At 62.7% G+C, this 18,371-nt stretch carries 14 protein-coding genes and 1 pseudogene; 1 reads left to right on the top strand and 14 read right to left on the bottom strand.

Annotated elements, in window-relative coordinates:
* Window positions 1-89: 89 nt before the first annotated feature.
* The 5 genes from LOY69_RS22905 to arcD (LOY69_RS22885) form a co-directional block, all read right to left on the bottom strand.
* On the bottom strand, window positions 90-449 hold the full coding sequence (locus tag LOY69_RS22905) for a DUF5064 family protein (protein ID WP_102860580.1): 360 nt from the start codon (window positions 447-449) through the stop codon (window positions 90-92).
* Between the two features lie 71 nt (window positions 450-520).
* The gene (gene arcC, locus LOY69_RS22900; RefSeq protein ID WP_102880673.1) at window positions 521-1,450 is read right to left on the bottom strand and encodes a carbamate kinase; all 930 of its coding nucleotides are present in this window, start codon (window positions 1,448-1,450) and stop codon (window positions 521-523) included.
* Window positions 1,451-1,509: 59 nt separating this feature from the next.
* The gene (locus LOY69_RS22895) at window positions 1,510-2,520 is read right to left on the bottom strand and encodes an ornithine carbamoyltransferase (RefSeq protein WP_015636749.1); all 1,011 of its coding nucleotides are present in this window, start codon (window positions 2,518-2,520) and stop codon (window positions 1,510-1,512) included.
* Between the two features lie 77 nt (window positions 2,521-2,597).
* Window positions 2,598-3,854: an arginine deiminase gene (gene arcA / locus LOY69_RS22890; protein WP_102860582.1), complete on the bottom strand. Its 1,257-nt coding sequence runs from the start codon at window positions 3,852-3,854 to the stop codon at window positions 2,598-2,600.
* 51 nt (window positions 3,855-3,905) lie between these two features.
* Window positions 3,906-5,333: an arginine-ornithine antiporter gene (gene arcD / locus LOY69_RS22885; protein WP_102880672.1), complete on the bottom strand. Its 1,428-nt coding sequence runs from the start codon at window positions 5,331-5,333 to the stop codon at window positions 3,906-3,908.
* A gap of 451 nt (window positions 5,334-5,784) precedes the next feature.
* Between arcD (LOY69_RS22885) and arcD (LOY69_RS22880) the strand changes: the two genes are divergently transcribed.
* Entirely contained in the window at window positions 5,785-7,212 is a 1,428-nt protein-coding gene (gene arcD, locus LOY69_RS22880; protein WP_102880671.1) for an arginine-ornithine antiporter, read from the top strand.
* An 11-nt stretch (window positions 7,213-7,223) separates the two neighbouring features.
* Here the strand turns inward: arcD (LOY69_RS22880) and LOY69_RS22875 are convergent.
* From LOY69_RS22875 to gap, 9 genes and pseudogenes are all read right to left on the bottom strand, one after another.
* Window positions 7,224-8,578, bottom strand: a pseudogene (locus tag LOY69_RS22875) (CoA transferase).
* Window positions 8,579-8,686: 108 nt separating this feature from the next.
* Window positions 8,687-10,831 (bottom strand): methyl-accepting chemotaxis protein, encoded by a 2,145-nt coding sequence (locus LOY69_RS22870; protein WP_265073625.1) that lies wholly within the window; start codon window positions 10,829-10,831, stop codon window positions 8,687-8,689.
* A 226-nt stretch (window positions 10,832-11,057) separates the two neighbouring features.
* Complete coding sequence (locus tag LOY69_RS22865; RefSeq protein WP_102880668.1) at window positions 11,058-11,471, bottom strand: YbaN family protein; 414 nt, start codon at window positions 11,469-11,471, stop codon at window positions 11,058-11,060.
* A 117-nt stretch (window positions 11,472-11,588) separates the two neighbouring features.
* Window positions 11,589-12,197: a biliverdin-producing heme oxygenase gene (locus LOY69_RS22860; RefSeq protein ID WP_110651420.1), complete on the bottom strand. Its 609-nt coding sequence runs from the start codon at window positions 12,195-12,197 to the stop codon at window positions 11,589-11,591.
* A gap of 112 nt (window positions 12,198-12,309) precedes the next feature.
* Window positions 12,310-14,928: a TonB-dependent receptor gene (locus LOY69_RS22855; protein WP_110594845.1), complete on the bottom strand. Its 2,619-nt coding sequence runs from the start codon at window positions 14,926-14,928 to the stop codon at window positions 12,310-12,312.
* 119 nt (window positions 14,929-15,047) lie between these two features.
* Window positions 15,048-16,019, bottom strand: coding sequence for a FecR family protein (locus tag LOY69_RS22850; RefSeq protein WP_110594843.1), 972 nt, complete (start codon window positions 16,017-16,019; stop codon window positions 15,048-15,050).
* A 113-nt stretch (window positions 16,020-16,132) separates the two neighbouring features.
* Window positions 16,133-16,651, bottom strand: a complete 519-nt coding sequence (locus LOY69_RS22845; protein WP_102860591.1) for an RNA polymerase sigma factor — start codon at window positions 16,649-16,651, stop codon at window positions 16,133-16,135.
* 73 nt (window positions 16,652-16,724) lie between these two features.
* On the bottom strand, window positions 16,725-17,189 hold the full coding sequence (locus tag LOY69_RS22840; RefSeq protein WP_102880665.1) for a methylglyoxal synthase: 465 nt from the start codon (window positions 17,187-17,189) through the stop codon (window positions 16,725-16,727).
* Window positions 17,190-17,204: 15 nt separating this feature from the next.
* Window positions 17,205-18,209, bottom strand: a complete 1,005-nt coding sequence (gene gap, locus LOY69_RS22835; protein ID WP_102880664.1) for a type I glyceraldehyde-3-phosphate dehydrogenase — start codon at window positions 18,207-18,209, stop codon at window positions 17,205-17,207.
* Window positions 18,210-18,371: the final 162 nt, after the last annotated feature.

Genomic DNA, 18,371 nt, shown 5'->3' with positions numbered 1-18,371 from the left:
AGTATGCCTTGGGCGAGGGCCTTAGTCGAAATCGATGGGGGCGTTGTAGGAGCCGGCGTGCCGGCAAGCCGGCTCCTACAGAAGGGGGGTCATGCCAGGTGTTCGGGGTTGATCGGGTCGCCGGGCTTGACGTTCAGTTGCTTGCGTACGTCTTCGAACATCTCGTCGTAGTACTTGTGCATGGAGGCAATGCTGGCGCTCTTGGGCAAGCCGTACTGCTGGGCGATGCGGGTGGCGTGACGGGCGAAGTCAAAGGCCAGGTCCTTGGCCAGGAAGAACTGCTCTTTCAAGGATTTGTCTTCAATGGTGCCGTGCAGGGTGAACAGCATGCCATGACCCTCCTTGGGGTCCTGGGCCAGTTCGTAGTCGATGCACAGGTTGTAGCTGAAGTCGTCCTTGCTCAGCGCATGGCGCTCTATATGCAGGTGACCGGGCTCAAACATGGCCATAGGTGTCTCTCCTCCAGGGCTTTGAATGAGGGCAGGCAGCGGGCCTGCCCCGTGTTCTCACAGCAAGCGTCTTACAGGTAGCTGATGCCGGCTTTCGCTGTGCTGATGCGGGTGCCGGCCTTGCCCTGGACGATCGCTTCGATGTCCGAGAGTGAACCGATCACCGCGACTTTGCCAGTGTGCCGGGCAAATTCGCAGGCGGCCTGGACCTTGGGCCCCATGGAGCCGGCGGCAAAGCCCAGCTTGTCCATTTCATCCGGGTGGGCCTGGGCGATGGCCTTCTGGGTCGGCTTGCCGAAGTCGATGAATGCCGCGTTGACGTCGGTGGCGATCACTAGCAGATCGGCTTCGAGTTGCTCGGCCAGCAGCGCCGAACACAGGTCCTTGTCGATCACCGCCTCGATGCCCTTGAGCTTGCCGTCCTCGCCGTACATCGTCGGAATGCCGCCACCGCCGGCGCAGATCACGATGCTGCTCTTTTCCAGCAGCCACTTGATCGGGCGGATCTCGAAGATGCGCTTGGGTTTCGGGCTGGCCACCACCCGGCGGTACTTGTCGCCGTCCGGGGCAATGGCCCAGCCTTTCTCCTTGGCCAGCTTCTCGGCCTCTTCCTGACTGTAGACCGGGCCGATGGGCTTGGTCGGGTTCTTGAAGGCCGGGTCCTTGGCGTCCACTTCCACCTGGGTCAGCAAGGTGGCGAAGGGCACCTCGAAGTCCAGCAGGTTGCCCAGTTCCTGTTCGATGATGTAGCCGATCATGCCTTCGGTCTCGGCACCGAGCACGTCCAGCGGATAGGGCGAAACCTGGGTGTAGGCGGCGGCCTGCAGCGACAGCAGGCCCACTTGCGGGCCATTGCCGTGAGCAATCACCAACTGGTTGCCGGGATGGATCTTGGCGATCTGTTCGGTGGCGATGCGGATATTGGCGCGTTGGTTGTCCGCGGTCATGGGTTCACCACGGCGGAGCAGGGCGTTACCGCCCAGTGCAACGACGATACGCATAATGCAGTCCTTCTAGAGGTTGCAGGCGCTGGCAAGCCAGCACCTGCAGGGGAGGCGGGTTAGAGGTCGGCCAGGGTCGAAACCAGGATCGCCTTGATGGTGTGCATGCGGTTCTCCGCTTGCTCGAAGGCGATGCAGGCCGGGGACTCAAATACGTCGTCGGTGACTTCGATGCCGTTGGCCAGGTGCGGATACTGCTCGGCGATCTGCTTGCCCACCTTGGTGTCGCTGTTGTGGAAGGCCGGCAGGCAGTGCATGAACTTGGTCCGCGGGTTGCCGGTGGCTTTCATCAGCTGGGCGTTGACCTGATACGGCAGCAGTTGCTCAATGCGCTCGGCCCAGGCTTCCACCGGCTCGCCCATGGAGACCCAGACGTCGGTGTGGATGAAGTCCACGCCCTTGACCGCGGCCTTCGGGTCTTCGGTGAGGGTGATGCGGGCACCGCTTTCCTCGGCGTATTGCTTGCAGCGCTGCACCAGGTCGTCATGGGGCCACAGGGCCTTGGGCGCGCAGATGCGCACGTCCATGCCGAGCTTGGCGCCCACCAGCAGCAGCGAGTTGCCCATGTTGTTGCGGGCGTCCCCCAGGTAGGCGTAGCTGATCTCGTGGATCGGCTTGTCGGCGTGTTCACGCATGGTCAGCACGTCGGCGATCATCTGGGTTGGGTGGTATTCGTCGGTCAGGCCGTTGAACACCGGGACGCCTGCGAATTTCGCCAGTTCTTCGACGATTTCCTGCTTGAAGCCGCGGTACTCGATGGCGTCGTACATGCGCCCCAGCACCCGGGCGGTGTCCTTCATGCTTTCCTTGTGGCCGATCTGCGACGAGTTGGGGTCGATGTAGGTGACGTTGGCGCCCTGGTCATAGGCGGCCACTTCGAAGGCGCAACGGGTGCGGGTCGAGGTCTTTTCGAAGATCAGGGCGATGTTGTTGCCCTTGAGGTGCTGCTGCTCGGTGCCGGTGTACTTGGCGCGCTTGAGGTCACGGGACAGGTCCAGCAGGTAGCGCAGTTCGCGTGGGGTGTGGTGTTCCAGGCTCAGCAGGTTACGGTTGTGGATGTTGAACGCCATGATTAATTTCCTCGGATTCGGTAATCGGTCCGACCGGCGCCGGGTAGGCGCGGTCGGAGAGGGTGTCGTCTAAAGGCTTAGTAGTCGATCGGATCGCGGATGATCGGGCAGGTCATGCAGTGGCCACCGCCACGGCCGCGACCCAGTTCGCCGGCGCTGATGGTGATGACCTCGACCCCGGCCTTGCGCAGCAGGGTGTTGGTGTAGGTGTTGCGGTCGTAGCCGATGACCACGCCCGGCTCCACGGCCACCACGTTGTTGCCGTCGTCCCATTGCTCGCGTTCGGCGGCGAAGCTGTTGCCACCGGTTTCCACCACGCGCAGGGCCTTGAGGTTGAGGGCCTTGGCCACGGTGTCGAGGAAGCTGGTTTCTTCGCGGCGCACGTCAATGCCGCCCGGTTTGCTTTCGTCAGGGCGCAGGCTGAAGGCGACGATCTGGCTCACCACTTCCGGGAAGACTGTGACCAGGTCGCGGTCGCAGAAGCTGAACACGGTATCCAGGTGCATGGCCGCGCGGGATTTCGGCAGGCCGGCAACGATCACGCGCTCCACGGCCTTGTGCTTGAACAGGCTCAGTGCCAGTTGGCCGATGGCCTGGCGCGATGAGCGTTCGCCCATGCCGATCAGGACCACGCCATTGCCGATCGGCATCACGTCGCCGCCTTCGAGGGTGGCATTGCCGTGTTCCTGGTCCGGGTCGCCGTACCAGATCTGGAAGTCGGCGTGGGTGAACTCGGGGTGGAATTTGTAGATGGCAGTGGTCAGCAGGGTTTCCTGACGTCGCGCCGGCCAGTACATCGGGTTCAGGGTCACGCCGCCATAAATCCAGCAAGTGGTGTCGCGGGTGAACTGAGTGTTGGGCAGCGGCGGCAGGATGAAGCTGGAGTGGCCGAGGAAGTCGCGGAACATCTCGATGGTCTTGCCGCCGAAGCTGCTGGGCAGGTCGTCGGCGGAGACGCCGCCGATGAGGAACTCGGCGACCTTGCGTGGTTCCAGGCTGCGCAGCCACGAGCCGACTTCGTTGACCAGGCCCAGGCCGACCTGATTGGCGGTGATCTTGCGCTCCAGAATCCAGTCCAGGGCTTCGGGGATGGCGACGATGTCGGTCAGCAGGTTGTGCATTTCCAGCACATCAATGTCCCGCTCGCGCATCTTGGTGACGAAGTCGAAATGGTCGCGTTTGGCCTGGGCCACCCACAGCACATCATCGAACAGCAGTTCGTCGCAGTTGTTCGGGGTCAGCCGCTGGTGGGCCAGGCCTGGGGAGCAAACCATGACTTTGCGCAGTTTACCGGCTTCGGAATGGACGCCGTACTTAACTTTTTCCGTGGTCATTACTGTGATCCTCCAGAGACAAAACAATCGGGTGTTGCTTGAAAGGCGGTGTTACAGGGTCAGGAAGCCGTCGTAGAGCCCGTAGGCCGCCACCAGGGCGCCTATGACCACCGCGGCAAAAATCAGCTTCTCGACGTTGGTGAAAATCGGTTTGTGCAGTTCCATCTTGGCCTTGGCGAACAGCACCACGCCGGGGGCGTAGAGCAGGGCCGAGAGCAGTAGGTACTTGACTCCGCCGGCATACAGCAGCCACATCGCGTAGAGCAGGGCGATGCCGCCGATGATCAGGTCCTTCTTGCGCTCGGCCAGGGCTTGTTCGTAGCTTTCGCCGCGCACTGCCAGCAGCACCGCGTAGGCCGCGGACCACAGATAGGGCACCAGGATCATCGAGGTGGCGAGGTAGATCAGCGACAGGTAGGTGCTGGCCGAGAACAGAGTGATGACCAGGAAGATCTGCACCATGGCATTGGTCAGCCACAGGGCGTTGGCCGGTACATGGTTGGCGTTCTCGCGGCGCAGGAACTCCGGCATGGTGTGGTCCTTGGCCGCGGCGAACATGATCTCCGCACACAGCAGCACCCAGGACAGCAGCGCCCCCAGCAGCGAGATGATCAGGCCGACGCTGATCAGCACCGCGCCCCAGTGGCCCACCACATGCTCCAGCACGGCAGCCATGGACGGGTTCTGCAGCTTGGCCAGTTCCGGCTGGGTCATGATCCCCAGGGACAGCACGTTCACCAGCACCAGGAACAGCAGCACGGTGATGAAGCCGATGACGGTGGCCTTGCCCACGTCCGAGCGCTTTTCCGCCCGGGAGGAGAAGATGCTGGCGCCCTCGATGCCGATGAACACCCAGACGGTGACCAGCATCATGTTGCGCACCTGGTTCATCACGCTGCCCAGGTCCGGGTTTTTCACGCCCCAGATGTCGGCGGTGAAGATGTCCAGCTTGAAGGCGAACAGGGCAATCAGCACGAACAGCAGCAGCGGTACGACCTTGGCGACCGTGGTCACCAGGTTGATGAAGGCGGCCTCCTTGATGCCGCGCAGCACCAGGAAGTGCACCGCCCAGAGCAGCACCGAGGCGCCGATCACCGCGGCCGGAGTGTTGCCCTCGCCGAAGATCGGGAAGAAATAGCCCAAGGTGCTGAACAGCAGGACGAAGTAGCCGACGTTGCCCAGCCAGGCGCTGATCCAGTAGCCCCAGGCGGACGAGAAACCCATGTAGTCGCCGAATCCGGCCTTGGCGTAGGCATATACACCACCGTCCAGATCAGGTTTGCGATTGGCCAGGGTCTGGAAGACAAATGCCAGGGTCAACATGCCGACAGCGGTAATTGCCCAACCAATAAGAACTGCACCGACATCGGCGCTGGCTGCCATATTTTGCGGTAAGGAAAAGATCCCGCCGCCAATCATGGAACCCACTACCAGGGCGACTAAGGCGCCCAGTCTTAGTTTACCGGGGGATTCAGACATTGCGTGACTCCAATGCAGGAGAAGAGAGACTTCAGAGTAAATCTGCTGGCAATCCGAACAGCTGACTTAGATCAGTTCATCGCTACATTCCGTTGTGAATGAATGACTTAAGATTTATTACGGGAGGTAGAATGCTGCCCTGAAAGGGCCATTCCAGACGCTTTGTGATCTCCTAATCAGTAGGGGTTCTCATTACCGACGATGTTTGAAACTAGACCCTTTTGCAGAATGTGCAAATCTTTACGGGTGTTTATTAATCACTTACTGATGATGGCACTTAGTACATTTACAGAACAAAACACTCGGTTATTCAGTGTCTTCTGCAGGGTATCTAAAGCCAGTGCGGATAAAGGATGATTAATTGACTGTTACTGTTAGACGCACGTTTGTAGACGTTATTTAATAAACTTCAGGTTTATCGCCAGATCGACTCACTGAGGCAGAGGTAGGGATGACACAACCGGCGCAGAAGCTTCAACTCGGTGCACTGATCGCTCTGGTCGTGGGTTCCATGATTGGCGGTGGGATCTTTTCCCTGCCGCAGAACATGGCCGCCCGGGCCGATGCCGGTGCGGTGCTGATCGGCTGGGGAATTACCGCTGTGGGCATGCTGACCCTGGCATTTGTCTTCCAGACCCTGGCCAATCGCAAGCCGGAGCTGGATTCCGGAGTCTATGCCTATGCCAAGGCCGGATTCGGCGACTACATGGGCTTCTCGTCCGCCTGGGGTTACTGGATCAGTGCCTGGCTGGGCAACGTCGGCTACTTCGTCCTGCTGTTCAGCACCCTGGGCTATTTCTTCCCAGTGTTCGGCCAGGGCAATACCCCGGTGGCCATCGGTTGTGCGTCATTGCTGCTGTGGGCCGTGCATTTTCTGGTGTTGCGCGGGATCAAGGAGGCGGCCTTCATCAACCAATTGACCACGGTGGCGAAGATTGTGCCGCTGGTGATGTTCATCGTCATTGCGGCCGTGGCGTTCAAGGCCGACATCTTCACCCGCGATATCTGGGGCCGCAGCAATCCGAATTTTGGCGGGGTGATGGACCAGGTGCGCAACATGATGCTGGTCACGGTATTCGTGTTCATCGGCATCGAGGGCGCCAGCGTCTACTCGGCCCGGGCGCAGAAACGCGCGGACGTCGGACGGGCCACGGTGATCGGCTTCCTGGGGGTGCTGGCGCTGCTGGTGCTGGTGAATGTGCTGTCCCTGGGGATCATGAGCCAGCCTGAACTGGCCAAGCTGCAGAACCCTTCCCTGGCAGCGGTGCTGGAACATATCGTCGGCCCCTGGGGCGCCTTGCTGATCAGCATTGGCCTGGCGATTTCCCTGCTGGGGGCGCTGTTGTCCTGGGCCCTGCTGTGCGCGGAGATTCTCTACGCCACCGCCCGGGACCGGACCATGCCGGCGTTCCTGAAGAAGGAGAACGCCAACCATGTGCCGGTCAATGCCCTGTGGCTGACCAACGTGATGATCCAGATCTTCCTGTTGATCACCCTGTTTTCCGCCGGCACCTATACCAGCCTGATCTATTTGGCATCGTCGATGATCCTGGTGCCCTACCTGTGGTCGGCGGCCTACGCGGTGTTGCTCAGCGGCCGTGGGGAAACCTACGAGCAAGCCTCCCGGGAGCGGATGAAGGACCTGTTCATCGCCGTCGTGGCCCTGAGCTACGCCATCTGGCTGTTGTACGCCGGCGGCTTGAAGTACCTGCTGCTGTCGGCGCTGCTCTATGCGCCCGGGGTGATTCTGTTTGCCCAGGCCAAGCGCGAGCAGGGCCAGCCGCTGTTCACCCCGCTGGAAAAGCTGATCTTCAGTGCTGTGATCATCGGCGCTTCGCTGGCGGCTTATGGCCTGTACAGCGGTCTGCTGGCGCTGTGATCGAGGGCTCATCACCATTGGGGGCGATGGGCGCCCAGGGTGCCGGCGGGGCAATCCCACTGCACGGGAGTTCCTGCGATATGCAACGGCACCCGCAGGCGTCGGGCCGGTCCCCAAGGGGTCTGTTCCTGAACCAGCCCCTGATCGTCAGCGTCTTCCGAGCGTAGCGGCGTTGCGTTTTCCGCTGACGGGCAATGCTCAACCAGAAGCTTGGCGGTGCGCGCCAGGGACAGGCGCGCCGAGCGGCCCTGGCCGCCGCTCAAGGACAGGTTCAGGGCCCGCAGAGCGCTGGCGGCCATCAGGTAGCCGGTGGCGTGATCCAGGGCCTGGACCGGCAGTGGCAGCGGTTGGTCCGCAGCTTTCCAGTCCATTCCGGCTGCGGCGATGCCGGCGCTCATCTGTACCAGGCTGTCGAAGCCCCGGCGGTTGCGCCAGGGGCCGCTCCAGCCATAGGCGTTGAGGCTGACCTCGATCAGCCCCGGGGCGATGCGCTGGCGTGCCTCGGCGTGGTAACCCAGGTGTTCCAGGGCATCGGCGCGATAGCCGTGCAGCAGCAGGTCGGCGTCGGCCAGCAGGCCCTCGAATACCGCGCGCTGTTCAAGGTCGTGCAGGTCCAGGCGTGCGCAGCGCTTGCCCAGGGTCACCTCCGGCTCCAGGGCCGGTTCGTTCCAGCCCGGCGGGTCGATGCGCAGTACCTCGGCGCCCAGCCCCGCCAGCAGGCGGCTGGCCACGGGGCCGGCCAGGACCCGGGTCAGGTCCAGCACCTTCAGTCCGGCCAGGGGCCGGGCGCTGGAACCGCTCCAGGTGCTTGGCCGCGAGCCGCTGTGCGGCAGCCAGTGCACCAGGGGTTCGGCGTTGACGGTCTGACCCTGCGGGTGCGCCTGCCACTGCGCCCAACTGCGCATCTGCGCGGCGCAACCGCCTTGATCGACGATGGCCTGTTCCAGCTCCAGCGCGTCCCAGGTGGCCACTCGGGCGGCCATCGCGTCGCGCCCGGTCACCGCGCCCAGCACCCGTTCGGCGGCGGCGCGGTGGTGGGGCGCGTTGGTGTGCAGACGAATCCAGCCGTCGCGGCTGGGGTAATCCCCAGCAATCGGGTCCCAGGGAGAGGGCAGGCTCCAGCCTTGCGGGCGGATTGAACCGGCGAACCAGAACGAGGCCAGGCGCCGGTCGACGCTGACCTCTGGCCGGCGTCCGGTCTGGCTGTACAGAGCAGTTCGGCCAGGGCTTGCCCGGCGGCGGCGATGCTGGCGCAGGCCAGGTCGGTCACGGCGAAGGCCGAGGGCAGGGCACCCTGGCCGATTTGTCGGACGCTTGCGGGCGCCAGGCCCAGCGCGGCCTGGAGGGTGACCAGTAGTTCGGTCATGACGCACTCCCCGGTTCAGAGGAGGGCATTGCACCCTGAAACCGCCGCCCCTGTCGATCACCCCCGGTCATCGGCCGCGGCGGGCGGCCGGGGGGCGAGAACCTGCGCTTATACCCGGAATTGGTCCATCAGCTTCATCTGCTGGGTCGCCAGGGCATTGAGCTGGCTACTGACCTGGGCTGACTCGCTGGCTTGCTCGGTCAGGGTTTCGGTCACGCTGCGAATCGCCGAGACGTTGCGGTTGACCTCTTCGGCCACAGCACTCTGCTCCTCGGCGGCGCTGGCGATCTGCAGGTTCATGTCGCTGATCACGGTGACCGCGTCGCTGATCTTGCCCAGGGCCTGGACCGCTTGCTGGATCTGTCCGGCGTTGTTCTGCGCCTGGCTCTGGCTGGCGTGCATGGTGCTGACCACATCGCGGGTGCCGCTCTGGATGCGTTCGATCACCACGCGGATTTCCTCCACCGAGTCCTGGGTGCGCTTGGCCAGGTTGCGCACTTCATCGGCGACCACGGCAAAGCCGCGACCGCTTTCTCCGGCACGGGCCGCCTCGATGGCGGCGTTGAGGGCCAGAAGGTTGGTCTGCTCGGCGATGCTGCGGATCACCTCCAGCACCGAGCCGATCTGCTCGCTGCTCACCGCCAGGGCTTCGACTTCACCCACCGCCTTGCTCACCTCGTCGGCCAGCAGGCTGATGTCCCGGGTGCTGCGTTCGATGATGCTCATGCCTTCCTTGGCCGACTGGTCGGCGCCACGGGCGGCCTGGGCGGCGTTGGACGCACTGCTGGCGACTTCGTGGGCGGTGGCGCTCATTTCGTTGGAGGCGGTGGCCACCTGGTCGATCTCGCGGAACTGCACTTGCATGCCTTCGCTGGTCTGGCGGGCGATTTCCGAAGACTGGTCGGCGGTGCCGCGGGCCTCGATGATGCTTTGCTTGATCTGGGCAATGGTCGGTTGCAGCTTGTCGAGGAAACGGTTGAACCAACTCACCAGCTCGCCCAGTTCGTCTTTCTTGCTGTAGTTCAGGCGCTGGGTCAGGTCGCCGTCGCCGCTGGCGATGGCCTTGAGCATCTGCGCCACGCTGTTGATCGGTCGGGTCACGCCGGAGGCGCTGAGCCACATCAACAGCAGGCCCAGCAGGCCGGCACCGACGGCGACCAGCAGGGTTTTCAGGGTGCCGCTGGTCTGGGCTTGATCCAGCAGGGTTTGCAGCTTGACCGAGTCCGCCAGCAGTACCTGTTGTGGCAGGTCGATGGTCACGCCCCAGGCCTTGGCATCGGCAATCGGGCTGAAGGGATAGACCGCGCGGATCAGGTCGCCTTGCTGGAGGATTTTCGATGGGCTACCGCTGAGTGTTGCGAGGATGTCCTTGCCCTGGGCGCCAAGGGTTTCATTGATGTTCTTGCCGACCTGGCCGGCATCGGTGCCGACAGCGGCCAGCAGCCCACTACCGGCGAGGATCATCATGTGCCCGGCTCCGTCGAACAGGTCCCGCTGTGCCTCAACAGCGGCGGCTTGCAGGGAGTCCAGGGCGATGTCGACGCCAATCACCCCCAGCACCTTGCCGTCCACCAGCAGGGGCAGGGAGATGGTGGTCATCAGCACTTGTTTCTTGTCCTGGCCGATGGTGTCGGCATAGGGATCGAGCAAGCAGATGCGTCGGGTGTCCCGGGGGCAGGTGTACCAGATGTTGTAGGGTGTGCCGCTGAGATTGAGGGTGGTCTTGGTCATGTCCTCCTCAGCCATCACGGTATTGAGTTGCTGGCCGCCGGCGCGACTCCAGTAGCTAGCAAAACGTCCGCGCTCGTTGGAGGCCCGGGTGGCATCGTTGGCGAACTCGCTGTCCTTGCCATCCAGGGCATTGGGCTCATAGGCGAGCCAGATGCCGAGCACCTTGGGGTTGCGCTCGAAGGCGGTTTTCAGGCTGCGGTTGAGTTCTTCGCGCAGCGCTGCAGCATCCAGGCCGCGCTGGTTGGCCAGGTCTCGCAAGTCCCGGACCTGATCCGCCAGGGCGGTGATTACCAGCTGGCTTTCGCCGAAGGTCTTCTGAATGTGTGCCGCTTGTTCGGCTGCCTTGGCCTGCAACAGGTCCTCGACACCGGCCGTCAGCATCTGCGTGCTGGAGGTGTTGACCAGTTGGTTGTTCTGCTGGCTTTGATAGATGTTCATGCCGACGATCAGCGCCACCACGCCCAACAGGCACAGTCCGGACAACAGCACGATTTTCAGGCGGATGGAGAGAGAGTCGAGCATGAGGCGATCTCGCGAAAGGACGGATGGTAAGCACGGAATCGGTTGATTCCGGTCGCCAAGTCCTTTTAGCGCCATGTTTGGAACATCGGCTTGGCCTGCTTTTGCGTGAGGTTTAGCCGACGAACGGTAGGTATGAGGCCTTCGCCGCGTAGGCGCCGGCTTACCAGCGAAAAGGTCCGTGAAGCTCATGCCAATGCTGAGGGCGCTCTGCCCGGCAAGCGGGCTGTTACAGAGGCGGGGTGCAGGTTTGCGGCAGGGCTTCGGGGCGCGACCAGATCCACAGGTTGCCCAGGGTCATGCCAGCGATGGCGGCGTACATCGTCCAGTGATGATTGAGCAGGGTCAGCATCAGGCCGGCGCACAGCAGCATGCTGAGGGTGGCGCTGACTTTGGCCTTGCGGCTGACAATCCGGCCGTTGCGCCAGTTGCAGAGGATCGGGCCGAACAGCCGGTGGTTCTCCATCCAGGCACTCAGGCGTGGCGAACTCTTGGTAGCGGCCCAGGCGGCCAGGAGGATGAATTCGGTGGTCGGCAGGCCCGGTACGACGATGGCGATCAGGCCGATAGCCAGGCTGATATAGGCCAGCACGCCAAACAGCAGGCGGGATATTTTCGACGAGGAGGGGCGAGTGGGGGTCATGGCTTCGATGATGAGGTAACGCGTCGTGTGGCTCAATCCGGGGAAGATGCCGGCCGACAAAATACCGCTGTGGGCAGGGCAGAGGGGTCAGCCGCCACCGTGCCCACAACGTCGGGGTCAGGCCGGTTGCGCGGCGCTGGAGTAAGCCTGCTCCAGCAGTACGGTGAAGCGGTTGAAGGCATCCAGGGCGCCTTTTTCCGCAGCGGCTTCTTCTTCGGCGGTGAATTCCAGGCCGTCGAGGATGCGGGTGAAGGTCTTCCAGCCTTCGGCACGGCCACCGGCCGGTTCGCCCAGGTGCCGGGCGCCGAAGGTTTCGCTCAGGCCCAGGCCCACGGCGCGCTTGATCAGGAACGCGGCGCCGAGCTTGGAGCCTTCGGAAACGAAGATCCAGCCCAGGGCTTCGGCCTTGCTCGGGTTGCGCACGGCGCCGGCTACCGGTGCTGGCACTTCAGTGTCCAGGTCCGCCAGGTCGGCCTTGGCCGCTTCGGCGCGGCAGCGCTCGGCCAGGTCAGGCACGATGCGGTTCAGTTCGGCATCGTTGTACAGCTCCACCAGTTCCGACTGGAACAGGTATTGGGCGACCACGAAGCGGGCGAAGGCGCCCTGGGTTTCAAACGGTGCGTGGGCCTTGACCAGGGCGTCGAGCTTGGAATGGGGCTCGTGGGTGATCTGGTTCAGACGCTGGGAGCGCAGGTGATGACGCTGGGAGGAATCCTGGGAGGTCATGCAGATGTCCTTGAGAATGAGAGGCACTTAGTGACTAGACGAACAAGAAGACGCGACACAGTAAAAAATCCTCACTGCCCCGGATGAAAAAGGGCAGTGAGGCGGTTTGGGGTCAGATGTCCCACACCAGGTTGACCGAGAAGTTGCGGCCCGGCTGGGTCAGGCGGTCGAGGTTGGCGGGTGCGGTTTGTCCGGCCTCACCGACACTGTCGTAGCCGCGCACGTCGTCCCAGTTCCAGTATTTCTTGTCGGTCAGGTTGTACAGGCCGGCGTTCACGGTGAGGTCATCGGTGACCTTGTAGAAGCCGCTGAGGTCGAGGATGCCGTAGCCCGGTGTCTTGAACTGACCGCTGGTGGCGCGGCCATCCGGGGCCTTGAAGGTGCTGTTGTCGACCCGGTCCTTGCGTTTGACCAGGGTCCAGCTCAGCAGCGCGCCATAGTTGTCCTGGTCGTAGCCGAGGCCAAATACGCCTTTGAGTGGGTTGACGCTGTTGATCGGCTCGCCGTTGTCATTGTTGCGACCGTAGGCGTAGGCCAGCGAGCCGATGCTGTACAGGCCCTGTGGTGCACCGAAGGCATCGAGGTTCAGACGGCCCCTGGCTTCGGCGCCCTTGATGGTGGCGTGTTTGATGTTGTTGCTCTGGATCACCGATTGCAGTGCGCCGGCGGTGATGGCGTCTTCGTTGATGAAGTCGCGGTACTGGTTGTAGAACACCGAGACATCGAAGGAGCCCGCGTCGAAGTTGCCGCGCAGGCCGGTTTCATAACCTTTGCTGGTTTCTGGCTTGAGGTTGGAGTTGGGCTCGACCACGTACCCGGTGGCGAGGTTTTCAAAGCGGCCGTAGAGCGCCTTGGCCGACGGCGTGCGGAAGCCCTCGGAATACTGGCCATAGGCCGTGTAGTGCTCGTCGAAGGCGTAGGTCAGGCCGAACTTGGGCGAAACCCGATGCCAGGTCTTCTTGTCGTCGCTGACCGGAAAGTTGCCGGTAGGGTTGGCGACATTGAGGAACTCCTGGGTCAGTTTCGGCTTGAGCTGGGTGTAGTCGTAGCGCAGGCCAGGGGTGAAGGTCCAGGCGTTCCAGCTGATCTGGTCCTGGGCAAACAGGCTGTAGGTGCTGACGGTGGGGTCCGGGAAGTCGCTGGATTTTTTCACGCTGTCGCCGGCGTTCGGGCTTGGCGCGCCGATGGCGGTGCAACCGGCACCGACCTTCAGGCAGGTGGCGGTGCCGTAGCGCGAGCCGGTAACTTTCTGTTGCTTGAGGGTCGTACCGTAGGTCAGTTGATGATCGGTTTCACCCAGGGTGAAAGCCTTGTCCAGCTGCGCGTCGAATACCCATTGTTTTTCCTGGTACAGGGTTTGCCGTTCACGCAGCACGTCGCGGGCGTTGGGGGAGAACACCGAGACTGGGTTGTAGCGCTCGGACGTGGTCTGGTCGGTCTTGGCGATCTGGTAGTTCAGGCTCCACTTGATCTGGTCGGCGATCGGCGATTGCACGGCGAAGCTGTTTTCCAGGCCGAAGCGCTCACGGGTGATGGTGTCGTTGCCGACCCGCGAGCGATACCAGTTCTGACCGACGCCGTTGAGAAACAGGCCGCCTACTGCGCTTTTCTGGTTGGTGTCGCGGTCATCCTTGTACTTTTCGTACGTCAGGCCCAGGCGAGCATCCGGTGCATAGTTCCAGCCGAGCTTGGCCAGGACGTTGGTGGTGCGGGCGTCTTCCGGGTTGGCGGCGGTGCGGTTGAGGCCGGTGCCGTTGTTGCTGCCATAGGACTCGGTTTCGTGGCCATCACGCCGGCTCAGATGCAGCAGGGCGTCGAAGTCGCTGGCCCGGCCGGCGACGGTGGCGGATTTCAGCCAGCTTTCGTCAGCCGAGCTGTAGCCGCTCTTCAGGCGCGCGCCAACGTCCTGACCGGGTTTGATGATGTCGTCGGCGTCCAGGGTGTAGTAGCTGACGGCGCCGCCGATGGCGCTGCTGCCGTAGAGCACCGAGGCCGGGCCACGGAGGATTTCCACGCGCTTGACGATTTCCGGGTCGACATAGTTGCGGTTGGTCTTGGCGTAGGGACCGCTGAAGAAGTGATCCGGCACTTCCACGCCATCGACCTGGGTGAGAATCCGGTCGCTGTCGATGCCGCGGATGTTGTAGCCGCTGAGTCCTGCGCGCTGACCTGCACCACCGACGGACACCCCAGGCTCGTAGCGCACCAGCTCCTTGATGGTGTTGACGTTCTGGCGGTCCAGTTCTTCCCGGGTCTGCACGCTCACGGTGCTCGGCACCGAGTTGATGTCCTGCTCCTGGCGGGTAGCGCTGATGGTCACTTGCTGCAGGTTCACCACGTTGGCGCCGCTGCGCTTCTCCAGGACGATGCTGTTGTTGCCCAGTTTGCGGTAGCTCAGGCTGGTGCCGCTGAGCAGCCGATCCAGGGCCTTTTCCGGCGGCAGCGAGCCGCGTACGCCGGGGGAGGCAACGCCGGAACCCAGCTCGGCGGGCAGGCCCACTTGCCAGCCGGTGACCGCAGTAAAGGCATTGAGCGCCGAGACCAGCGGTTGCTCGGCAATGGCGAAGTTGTAGTTGCCCATGCGCTGGCTGGAAGGCGCCGGGGCATCGGCGGCCATCACAGGAGTGGCGTGAGCGCCGGCCAGCAGGATCGCTGCGGTGAGCAGCGACAGCGTGCAGTTCTGCAGACGGGTACAGGGAACAGAGGATCGGCTGTTGAGGCGAGGGGACATCGAGAGCGCTCCGGGTCGCACGAATCTTATAGGTGCAGACACGCATTAAAAATGCGAATCAGTTGCATTGGCTATAACGAGACGTATGACCCATGGCTATCGCGTAAAAATAATTATTCTCAGTTGAGAATCACCAGCGCCGGGAATTCCGAGAGTCGCGCCGAGGTGATATGGGCCAGGGAACGCAACACATCCAGGGGCTGGTCCAGGCGGTAGTTGCCGGTGACCGCAACACTTGCCAACTGCTCGTTGTTGTTGACGATCCAGCCCGGGTAATAACGCCGCAGTTCCGCCAGCACCTGATTGAGGGGGCAGTTCTCGAACACCAGGCGCCCCTCGACCCAGGCCAGGTCCTTGCCAGCATCGAGCTTGGCCGGGCGCTCAAACCCCTGAGGGCCGACGCGTACGCTTTCCCCGGCCCTCAAGCGAATGCGCTGGTCGGCGTGGGTCGCCCGCAGGTCGATATCGCCGCGTTGCACCTGGACCTGGGCGATGCCGTCCAGATAGCGCACGGCGAAGGCGGTGTCGCCCACGCTGGCCTTGACCGGACCGGCGTCCAGTTCCAGGGGCCGGCCGAGAGTGGCCGGGATCTCGAAGAAGGCTTCGCCCTGGTACAGCCGAGCCACGCGCTGGTGATCGTTGATCTGGCTGGAAAACGCCGAGTTGGTGTTGAGCAGGACTTTCGAGCCGTCTTCCAGTTGCAGGCGCTGGCGTTCACCCACCAGGGTCAGGTGGTCGGCCTGCAGGCGCAGGGGCAGGTTGCTGAAGCTGAACAGCCCAAGCACCAGCACCGCGGCGGTGGCCAGGGGCTTCCAGTGGGGGCGCAGGCGAGCCAGGCGTGAAACCTTCGGTGCAGGGGCGGCCAGGGCCTGGGCACAGAGCGCCACTTGCGGTCCGTTCCAGATGGCCTGGGCCTTTTCGAAGGCCTGGGCATTGAGCGGTGAAGCCGCCAGCCACTGATGAAACTGGCGCACGTGTTCCTCGTTCGGATGTTCCAGCTCGATCAGCCAATCCAGCGCCTGATCCATGGCAAGGGTGCTTGAGTGCGAGCCGGCAGGGGTGGGCGGCTCGGCGCTGTGAAAATCCGTCACGGGTGTTCCTCGGCGGCGTCTGTGCGCAGCTGTTTTTTCAAGAGAGAGCGAAAGCCGGCCAAGGTTAGCAAAGGCCTGGGGCTGACGCAGTCATTGTGCTCAGCGGTTGAGACTCACTGGCCGTCGAGACGTTCGGCGACGCCGATGCAGATGGCCATGATCAATTTCAGTTCCTTTTGCACGGTGCTCAGCGACACCCCGAGTGCGTCGGCGATCTCCTGATAGCTGTGGCCGTGCAGGCGGCTGAGGATGAAGATCTGCTGCTGGCGCGGGCTGAGCTGACCGAGGCTGAGGTTCAGGCGTTCGAGCAATTGCTCGGCGTGGGCTGCGTCCTCGGCGCTGCTGAGGGGAGCGGCGACGCTCTCCACCACCTCCGGTGGCACATCTTCCAGCAGGGTGCGGCCCTGGATACGCCGGGCCCGCAGGTGGTCGAGCGCCAGGTTGCGTGCAGTCTGGAACACGAAGGGCTCAAGGTGGGTGATCGGCCGCTCGCTGAGGGCGCGGGTCACCCGCAGATAGGTTTCCTGCAGCAGGTCTTCGGCGGTGCTGTGGTTGTTGACCATCCGCTCCAGCGTTCGCAGCAGAGAAATTCGTTGAGTGAGGAAGACGTGGTTGAAGTGCGATTGACTCACAGCAAGGCCTGATCCATTTTTGCAGCAGATGATAATGATTGTCATCTGCGCTAATGGTCAAGCCTTGTGTGATTTATCCCCGAGCGGCCAGGTACGCCTGGTAGTCGGGAATCCGGTGTTCATGGGCCTGGCTCATCAGTGGGCTGCTGAGCAGGTAGTCGGCGCTGCACTCGTTGCAGGCCACGGGAATGTTCCACACCGCCGCCACGCGCAGCAGCGCCTTGATATCCGGATCGTGGGGCTGGGGTTCGAAGGGGTCCCAGAAGAACACCAGCAGGTCGACCCGCTGTTCAGCAATCTGCGCGCCCAGTTGCTGATCGCCGCCCAGAGGGCCGCTGATCATGCTTTGCACCGGCAGTCCCAGGCGTTTGCTCAGCAGCAGCCCGGTGGTGCCGGTGGCCAGCAGTTCATGTTCGGCCAGGCGTGACTTCTGTCGCTCGGCCCAGTCCAGCAGAAAGACCTTGCAGTGGTCATGCGCGACCAGGGCGATGCGCTTGCGCGCCGCCATGGTCTTTTGGGTAAAACTGATACCGATCATCGACGAATATCCGTTTTATTCCGCGTTGCACAGGGCCAGGCAGTTATCCAGCATGCGGTTGGAGAAGCCCCACTCGTTGTCGTACCAGGCCAGCACCTTGAGCAAGCGACCGCCGCTGACCTTGGTGTGGTTGGCGTCGAAGATCGACGACAGCGGGTTGTGATTGAAGTCGCTGGAGACCAGCGGCAGGGTGTTGTAGCCGAGGATCTTCGAATGCTGGCTGGCACTCTTGAGCAGGGCGTTGACCTCTTCGGCGGTGGTGTCGCGCTTGAGGGTCACGGTCAGGTCCACCAGGGATACGTTGATCACCGGTACCCGCACTGCCATGCCGGTCAGCTTGCCCGCCAGCTCCGGCAGCACCAGGCCCACAGCTTCAGCGGCGCCGGTCTTGCTCGGAATCATGTTCTGGGTAGCCGAACGGGCGCGGTAGGGGTCGCTGTGGTAGACGTCGGTGAGGTTCTGGTCGTTGGTGTAGGCGTGGATGGTGGTCATCAGGCCGTTGTCGATGCCCAGCTCGCGGTGCAGCACCTGGGCCACCGGGGCCAGGCAGTTGGTGGTGCACGAAGCGTTGGAAATGACCTGGTGCGACTGGCGCAGGATGTCGTGGTTGACCCCGTAGACCACGGTGGCGTCGGCGCCTTTGGCCGGGGCCGAGATGATCACTTTGCGGGCGCCGGCAGTAAGATGGGCTGCGGCCTTGGCGCGGTCGGTGAACAGGCCGGTGCATTCGAAGACCACGTCGATCTTTTCCGCGGCCCAGGGCAGTTCGGCCGGGTTGCGGATGGCACTGACGGCAATCCGGTCGCCGTTGACGGTCAGGCTTTCCTGGTCGTGCTGGACTTCGGCGTCGAAGGTGCCGTGGACGGTGTCGTACTTCAGCAGGTGGGCATTGATCGCGCTGTCCCCCAGATCGTTGATGGCGACGATCTGCAGATCCTGACGATAGCCTTGGGTATAGAGTGCGCGCAGGACGTTACGGCCAATACGGCCAAAACCGTTGATTGCGATTCGAAGAGTCATGTGCAAACGCCTGTCGTTAAATTTGTTGTTGGAATTACAAGATTATTCGCATAGAAATAGAAAACAAGCCTTTTTAGTGGCAATATTTTGTCTTATCTACAACGAGTGACCTGAATCAACTGGTCCAAATGGTCAGAAATGTCCTCCACTGTCCCTCGGTGG

Origin of the sequence: Pseudomonas sp. B21-059 (assembly GCF_026016285.1) — a bacterium.
Taxonomy (GTDB): Bacteria; Pseudomonadota; Gammaproteobacteria; order Pseudomonadales; family Pseudomonadaceae; genus Aquipseudomonas; species Aquipseudomonas danubii.
The sequence above is the reverse complement of the archived record's forward strand: the minus strand, read 5'-3'. Positions and strand labels throughout refer to the sequence as shown.

What these genes read in the sequence shown, in the direction of transcription:
- LOY69_RS22855 (WP_110594845.1), bottom strand. Translation starts at nt 14,928, where the DNA reads ATGTCCCCTCGCCTCAACAGCCGATCCTCTGTTCCCTGTACCCGTCTG.
- LOY69_RS22840 (WP_102880665.1), bottom strand. Translation starts at nt 17,189, where the DNA reads ATGATCGGTATCAGTTTTACCCAAAAGACCATGGCGGCGCGCAAGCGC.
- LOY69_RS22860 (WP_110651420.1), bottom strand. Translation starts at nt 12,197, where the DNA reads ATGACCTCCCAGGATTCCTCCCAGCGTCATCACCTGCGCTCCCAGCGT.
- LOY69_RS22870 (WP_265073625.1), bottom strand. Translation starts at nt 10,831, where the DNA reads ATGCTCGACTCTCTCTCCATCCGCCTGAAAATCGTGCTGTTGTCCGGA.
- gap (WP_102880664.1), bottom strand. Translation starts at nt 18,209, where the DNA reads ATGACTCTTCGAATCGCAATCAACGGTTTTGGCCGTATTGGCCGTAAC.
- arcD (WP_102880672.1), bottom strand. Translation starts at nt 5,333, where the DNA reads ATGTCTGAATCCCCCGGTAAACTAAGACTGGGCGCCTTAGTCGCCCTG.
- arcA (WP_102860582.1), bottom strand. Translation starts at nt 3,854, where the DNA reads ATGACCACGGAAAAAGTTAAGTACGGCGTCCATTCCGAAGCCGGTAAA.
- LOY69_RS22865 (WP_102880668.1), bottom strand. Translation starts at nt 11,471, where the DNA reads ATGACCCCCACTCGCCCCTCCTCGTCGAAAATATCCCGCCTGCTGTTT.
- arcC (WP_102880673.1), bottom strand. Translation starts at nt 1,450, where the DNA reads ATGCGTATCGTCGTTGCACTGGGCGGTAACGCCCTGCTCCGCCGTGGT.
- LOY69_RS22905 (WP_102860580.1), bottom strand. Translation starts at nt 449, where the DNA reads ATGGCCATGTTTGAGCCCGGTCACCTGCATATAGAGCGCCATGCGCTG.
- arcD (WP_102880671.1), top strand. Translation starts at nt 5,785, where the DNA reads ATGACACAACCGGCGCAGAAGCTTCAACTCGGTGCACTGATCGCTCTG.
- LOY69_RS22895 (WP_015636749.1), bottom strand. Translation starts at nt 2,520, where the DNA reads ATGGCGTTCAACATCCACAACCGTAACCTGCTGAGCCTGGAACACCAC.